At 47.0% G+C, this 6,686-nt stretch carries 10 protein-coding genes; 2 read left to right on the forward strand and 8 right to left on the reverse strand.

Translation table 11 applies throughout. The features are described from left to right. Positions 1-467 (forward strand): saccharopine dehydrogenase family protein (locus B3D59_RS05000; protein WP_286818149.1); only part of this gene is annotated, 467 nt, incomplete at its 5' end. A gap of 87 nt (positions 468-554) precedes the next feature. Here the strand turns inward: B3D59_RS05000 and B3D59_RS05005 are convergent. The 5 genes from B3D59_RS05005 to B3D59_RS05025 all read right to left on the reverse strand — a co-directional run bounded on the left by B3D59_RS05005 (position 555) and on the right by B3D59_RS05025 (position 2,972). Then, positions 555-1,088, reverse strand: coding sequence for an EAL domain-containing protein (locus tag B3D59_RS05005; protein ID WP_349676865.1), 534 nt, complete (start codon positions 1,086-1,088; stop codon positions 555-557). A 4-nt stretch (positions 1,089-1,092) separates the two neighbouring features. Beyond that, entirely contained in the window at positions 1,093-1,254 is a 162-nt protein-coding gene (locus B3D59_RS05010; RefSeq protein ID WP_286818152.1) for an EAL domain-containing protein, read from the reverse strand. 10 nt (positions 1,255-1,264) lie between these two features. Continuing rightward, entirely contained in the window at positions 1,265-1,423 is a 159-nt protein-coding gene (locus tag B3D59_RS05015) for a hypothetical protein (protein ID WP_286818153.1), read from the reverse strand. A 196-nt stretch (positions 1,424-1,619) separates the two neighbouring features. After that, a complete protein-coding gene (locus B3D59_RS05020) occupies positions 1,620-2,048 on the reverse strand; it encodes a TolC family protein (protein ID WP_286818154.1) in 429 nt (142 codons plus the stop codon). Positions 2,049-2,300: 252 nt separating this feature from the next. Beyond that, on the reverse strand, positions 2,301-2,972 hold the full coding sequence (locus B3D59_RS05025) for a TolC family protein (RefSeq protein WP_286818155.1): 672 nt from the start codon (positions 2,970-2,972) through the stop codon (positions 2,301-2,303). Between the two features lie 308 nt (positions 2,973-3,280). Between B3D59_RS05025 and B3D59_RS05030 the strand changes: the two genes are divergently transcribed. Beyond that, on the forward strand, positions 3,281-3,517 hold the full coding sequence (locus B3D59_RS05030) for an Rdx family protein (RefSeq protein ID WP_349676866.1): 237 nt from the start codon (positions 3,281-3,283) through the stop codon (positions 3,515-3,517). A gap of 435 nt (positions 3,518-3,952) precedes the next feature. On the opposite strand, the gene B3D59_RS05035 is transcribed toward B3D59_RS05030, so the two are convergent. From B3D59_RS05035 to B3D59_RS05045, 3 genes are all read right to left on the reverse strand, one after another. Then, complete coding sequence (locus tag B3D59_RS05035; RefSeq protein ID WP_286818156.1) at positions 3,953-5,080, reverse strand: sodium ion-translocating decarboxylase subunit beta; 1,128 nt, start codon at positions 5,078-5,080, stop codon at positions 3,953-3,955. Between the two features lie 82 nt (positions 5,081-5,162). Beyond that, on the reverse strand, positions 5,163-5,627 hold the full coding sequence (locus B3D59_RS05040; RefSeq protein WP_286818157.1) for an OadG family protein: 465 nt from the start codon (positions 5,625-5,627) through the stop codon (positions 5,163-5,165). 35 nt (positions 5,628-5,662) lie between these two features. Continuing rightward, positions 5,663-6,103 (reverse strand): Crp/Fnr family transcriptional regulator, encoded by a 441-nt coding sequence (locus tag B3D59_RS05045; RefSeq protein WP_286818158.1) that lies wholly within the window; start codon positions 6,101-6,103, stop codon positions 5,663-5,665. Positions 6,104-6,686: the final 583 nt, after the last annotated feature.

Here is a 6,686-nt window from a genome sequence, read left to right on the forward strand (position 1 = left end):
GGATGGGTTTCAGTGATCACTATATAAATGTATTTACCGTGCTCAAGAACATCGGTCTGCTTTCAGAACAACCGGTCACTACGGCGGAAGGTCTGGATGTGATCCCTTTGAAAGTGGTGAAGGCATGTCTGCCGGACCCGGTGTCACTTGCCGCGCAATACACCGGCAAAACATGCATTGGCGATCTCGTAACAGGGCGTGTCCATGGCGAAAAAAAAGAGGTGCTCCTTTATAACATCTGTGACCATGAAGCCTGTTATAAAGAAGTCGAAAGCCAGGCCATTGCCTATACGGCAGGCGTTCCGCCTGCGGCGGCAGCCATGCTCATTGCCCAGGGCGTTTGGGATTGTAAAGAGATGAAAAATATTGAGGAATTAGACCCTGCACCGTTTTTGAAAACACTCAACCAAATCGGCCTGCCCACCGGAATCATCAAAGACGGGGAGGATCAACCGCTCTCCTTGTAAGAACCAGGGACTGACCTGATCTCAACCAAAGAAAAGGGCTTGGACGGCAACCAAGAGAGTCCAAGCCCCTGTGAGAATGAATCACTCTCATCCCTTTTCCTGGGGGAATTTTATTTTCTTGTCACCTTTTTTCAAAATCGCCTCTATTGCTTGAGAAGACAGAGGCCGGCTGAACAGAAAACCCTGGGCTTCCGTGCATCCTTTGTTCACCAAAAAATCAAGCTGCCGGTCATTGTCTATACCTTCGGCAATGACCCTGATATCCATGCCTTTGGCCATTGACACAATGGGTTCAATAATGGACTGATCATTTATTCCGGACTCTATCCCCAATAAAAAAGATCGGTCAATTTTAAGACAATCGATGGGCATATCCCTAAGGCGGCTGAGACTGGAGTACCCGGTACCAAAATCATCCACTGACACACCAACACGCTTATCGTGAATGGCTTCGAGAATATGGGAAACTTTACCCATATCCTGGGCAAAAAGACTTTCGGTGATTTCGATCTCGAGACAGTTGATCGGCATGCTGGTCTCTTCAAGAATTTTTTCCACCATAGTCAGGAAATCAGGATGGGTAAACTGCTTAACCGATACATTGACGGCAATCCGTTTGATTGATTCACAACCCGCTTTTGATCCATCTGCACACCTGTGTACAGGCGGTCCGCAGCACCCCTTCGCCTATGGGAATAATCAGACCGCACGCTTCGGCAATGGGAATAAACTCCACAGGCGAGACGCTGCCAAGCACATGATTGTCCCAGCGCAGCAAGGCCTCCATACCGATCAGTTCACCTCAGCAGAACCTGGGCCGCACTGACAACGCTGGAATAATCCTCATTGACTGCCGCACTTGCAGCGACATCATGCAGGGAGACGGCCAAACTGTTGGCTTTGGACGCCAGGGTATTGACAAAAATCTCCTTTTGTCCGTGGACGGTAATCATCATGAAAACAAACAGGGGGAACGACGGCCAAGATCCATCCCAGCAACGTGGTCCTCATAAAAATGGTCATGTACCAGTTCTTTTTCTTTCCGGAAGGTGCTGTTTTGTTCTCAATGGGGGTCAATTGTCTGCTCCTTTGGCTTTCCCGAATTCTGCTCCCCCGAAAGGTTATGATCCTTTCATCTCAATTTTTACAGGATTACTGAATCTGTTTTAACACCTCCGTGCCGACGATCAGCTCCAGACGAGAGAGCAGGGCTACATGTTCATATCTTGCTTTGTAATGCTGGGCCGCCATCATGGCCTCCATTAACTGGGCCTGGATAACATCGTCGGTTTGCACCAGTTCGCTCTGGTAAGCCCGTACGTTAAGTTCCCGGTTTTCCGTGGCGGCGGTCAAGGCGCTCCCCGACGCATCACAGGATTTTTGGGCCGCCCCAAGGGAGAGAATAATATCCCGTGTCTGGAGACCGATGCCCTCCTTGAGCAGCAGTTGTTCCTCTTTAATCTTGGCAATGGCGGCCCGTGCAGCAGCGATTTTGTTCTTTGTAAGCATGCCGTTAAAGAGGGGAATTTCTACACCTATACCGAAGGTCCATCCCTCTTCGTTGTCAGGGGTGTNNGGCAAGCTTTGGATGATACCCGCTTTGGGCGGTTTTTAATCCGCCCTCTGCCGCCTTGAGCCCGGCCTCCACCTTGGCCCAGTCCGGATTAAATGCAAAGGCCTTGTCCACGATTTCGCCCGTATCAATCTCAAATGGAGAAAAGGGAATTTTTGCATCTTCAGGATCAACGCTTTTATCCCAGGAGAGCCCCATGGTATTGGATAGGGCGGCCCGGGCCATTAACTTGTTTTTCTCAAGCAGGGCGACCATGGACGTTAAGGTATCCACCATAACCTTATTGTTGAGCCAGTCCGTTTTTTCACCCTGCCCGAACCCTCTTTATACATGGTTTCGGTCAGGTTCAAGGTCGCGTTCATTCGAGACAGGGTGTCAAGGCCTACCTGGTGAAGCTTTTTAGCCAGCACGGCCCCCCAGTAAAATCGCTTGACGCTGTCAATGATTTCAAGATCCGTTCGCCGGACATCCTGTTTCATCATCTCCACAAGACCTTGTGTCTGTTCTAAGTACCCTTTGCGCATTCCCCCGTCATATAAGAGCCAGGTCGCTTCAATGATGGCGGTATAACTTTTCTCATTTAAGATCTCTATTTTCTGCTCCGGCGTGACGATGGAGATCCCCCCCATTTCTGCCGGAAGGGCCATGGTCGTTGCCGGATAGTCAAAATTGACCGTCTCGTCCATCCGCGAATACCCACCTTGTGCCGTAACCTGGGGCCAGTATCCGGCAAGGGCCTGCCTGTGCTGGGCCTGGGTCATCTCAAGGGCGAACTTGGAGGCCGGCCGGCGATGATTATTCTCGAAAGCTTGTTCCAGACATGCTTCCAATCCGGTTTTTTGTATGTCGCCGTTTGTGGGGACATCCCGGCTTTGGGCCGGACCGGCGACCAGGGTTAACAGAAAAAAATTTATTTTACCTAAAAGGCTCAAGTTCCTTTAATTAAGTTTAAATCAGGAATCAGACTAAAAAATCCCGTGCCTTTCCGCGAACGATTTAACTTTTTTTGATTAATTTTTTGATTAATCGGCAGAGTATACCGTAAATACTTTAATCAGGCCAATGAAATTTTCAACCTGCGAAACCCGAATAGGCTGCACTTTCATTTGAATTCATGCAAATTTCCTGCTACAAAAAATGATACCCTTTCCGTTTCCTTTAAACAAAACAACATACAATGGGTTATATGCAAATAAAGGACAGGAATGTGGCAATCTTAAAAAAAAGAAAGGAACTAACCATGGAGATTCACATCAAGTATTGCTCGGTCTGAAATTACCAGCCAAGGGCTGCCGGTCTGGCAGACGCAATTGAACAGGAGACAGGAATTGTTCCCACCCTTGAACCCGGCAGCGGTGGTGTTTATGATATCAGTGCTGACGGCGTACTTTTATATTCAAAGCACCAGACAGGATGTTTTCCGGATAACCGGGAAATTCTTGTCAAAATCCGTCAATTTAAAGAGGAGCGGGAATAAATTATCGCCGTTGGGCGTAGATCATAGCTGTTAGCTATGATCTGTGAAAGGACAGGCCCGGTGGGGAATTTACTCCGCGTCCGGTCCCTGCTCATTCTGTTTGAATTTTTAAAAGATCGCCCAGCAGATCCGTTGCCCCGGCACCTGAAATACGTCACAAAGGATAAAGAAAATCGCATCAGGATATCGTTGAGTGCATCCGGGATATAGTCAAATCTCCCAGTCTTGATTTCATAACATTGGCCGTTTGTATCATACCTGGCAGAGGAAAAATGCTAAAGCAAAAACTTATATCCCACACCTAAAGAAATGGGTTTTACGGCCTAAAGGCCAAGAGTATAAAGAAAGACCTCAATAGACTTTCCCAGGCCCCGGGGGGCCTGGGAAAACCAGCCGGTCATCAGGTTCAAAAACAGCTAATCGAAAATATTCGGACTAAATCATCAGACTCCACAATACGCCTGCGGCAATAGCCGAGCCGATAACGCCGGAAACATTAGGGGCCATCGCGTGCATGAGCAGAAAATTTGAAGGATCTTCCCGCTGTCCCATAATATGTACCACCCGGGCCGAATCCGGTACCGCCGAAACACCGGCAGCACCCAGCAGGGGATTGATCTTATTTTTTAAAAACAGGTTCATAAACTTGGCAAATAACACTCCGCTGCCGGTTGCAACGGCAAAAGAAACCGCGCCCAGGACAAAAATTTTCACGGAGCTCTGGGTAAGAAAGACATCTCCCTGGGTAGACGCGCCTACGGTAATGCCCAGAAGGATGGTCGCAATATCAATCAATGCCGTGCGTGCCGTAACAGCCAGGCGCTCTGTAACCACAGCCTCTTTAAGGAGATTGCCAAAGCACAGCATGCCCAAAAGCGGCAGTGCTGCAGGTGCCAGAAAACAGCAGAGCAAAAAGGATATAACCGGGAATATAATTTTTTCGCGCTTGGTGACGTGACGCGGATCTTCCATGCGGATGAGCCGTTCCTTGCGCGTGGTTAAAAGTTTCATGATGGGCGGCTGGATTACCGGCACAAGGGCCATGTAACTGTAAGCTGCAACGGCAATGGGGCCGATAAGCTCGGGGGCGAGCTTGGCGGTGAGAAAAATGGCCGTAGGGCCGTCTGCCCCGCCGATGATCCCTATGGCTGCGGCCTCCTTGGGCAAAAAACCCAAAGCCAGTGCACCCAGAAAAGTGATAAAGATGCCTGCCTGGGCCGCAGCGCCCAAAAGCATAAGCACCGGCCTTGCCAGAAGCGTTGAAAAATCGGTCATGGCACCGATGCCAAGAAATATCAAAGGCGGATAAATGCCCTGGGTTACGCCAAAATACAGGTAGTGCAAAACAGAATTATTTTCATAAATGCCAAGGCCCAGCCCCTTGAAAATAGGAATGTTTCCCACAAGCATGCCAAATCCGATGGGCACCAGCAGTAACGGTTCATAATCCTTGGCAATGCCCAGAAATATAAAAATCATGCCGACAATGATCATGATAATGTTTCGGTAGTCGCACAGATAAAACCCGGTGTTTTGAAAAAATTCTAAAAATAAAGTATCCATTGCTTTTTGTTTCTTTCAATTTCCCATAGTCATCAGGTTAATTAAATTATTGCCCTTCGGGCGGACTGTTGAATGTTAGCTGCTAGGAAATGGTACGGATGAATATATCCTCATCCCATCTGAAATACCCCTGTTCATCGGCACACAGAATGCCGGATTTAATCAGGAGATTTATGTTGGCATGGGGAGCTTGAAGTCCGCAAATCTCGGCCATACGCAAAAGTTTTGGCAAAGAAATCACATCATCCATGTTCTGAGTCAAAAGGTTATACTGCCGGCATACCTGTTTTTGAGCCTCAGTGAGAACCAGGACCTTTTTAGGGGGATCTGACTTGGCGGCAGATTCAGATTTGGCGGCAAATATTTTTTTTATTTTCCCAGGATCATCATACAGTGCCACAAGTTTATAAAGCTGTGAAATCAGGGCAGACAGGACCACAAGCCCTGTGAACACAATGCTGATACCCACAACTGAAATTGCCCACCCGTTGTGGGCGTTTATCGCCTCAAGTCCATAAAGAACGCCGACAGCGTTAACTCCATTCAAGACACACCTCTTTTTTTTATTTTTTTTATTAATTCTTAGGCAACGCCTGTTTCGGCAGGATTTAAACAGAAAGGCGCTTTTTCCGCAAAGAACTGCTGCCATCCATTCATAATGGTCTCCGCCACCTGGGTATCATGGCTCGTCAGATCAAGGATATCCCGGCAGGGCACAACCCAGACAGCCCCTTTTTCCAGCACCGTAATCGTGGCAGTATTTGTACCGTTCAGGCTCACCATTGACAGGCCGGCAAAATCCCCGGGCCTGTTGAGCACCACAGCCCTGCCCTCTTCCATCGCCACAAGCAGGGTGCCTTCTTCCAGAAGAAAGAAAAACTGCGTGCTATGACCAGCCTGGGCCAAAACGTCACCAGGCAGAATAACCCGCCTTGAAAACAGCGGTACAAGCGCCTCAATATCCCGGGCATCAAGCCCACTAAAAATAATAGATTTTGATAAGCATGCTGCAGAACTGTCCATACGCCTCCTTAAATTATCATTTGGAGTTTGAAGCGAGCTTCCTTTGAGAGAGTATTCAAGCATATTTTACAAATTCTGTCGAGCGCAAAAGGACCTGATTCAGGCCAATCACGTGTAAAAAATATGTAAAAACAGGGCGGTTCGGTACATGTCAACAGGTTGCCAATCCGCTCAGCACTCCCAAAAACACCGACGAATGGGGCAGTGCTAATCGGCACATCTTTATTTTAACTATATTGTAACTATTTGAACCTGAAGATGCCATATAAATTAGAGTACTATCAATATTAAATTATCATTAAAAATTTCTTTTTATAAAATAAAGCTTATTATTTAAATTGTTTATACTAATAATCACATTTTATATATTTGACAAAATACATTGAATACAATATATTATCCATAAATAAAAGAGAAACTTAAATACAGCGTAATTCTTTTACGCAGAAAGAAGAACTATCTATGGATCAAATCATCATTAAAAATATATTTAAAATATTCGGTCCGGATCCCCAAAAAGCAAAATTCCTTATTGATCAGGGTTTAACAAAAGAGGTGCTCACCCGCTATTACTTTGATTATG

The organism is Desulfobacter sp. UBA2225, from assembly GCF_002348205.1.
Classification (GTDB): domain Bacteria; phylum Desulfobacterota; class Desulfobacteria; order Desulfobacterales; family Desulfobacteraceae; genus Desulfobacter; species Desulfobacter postgatei.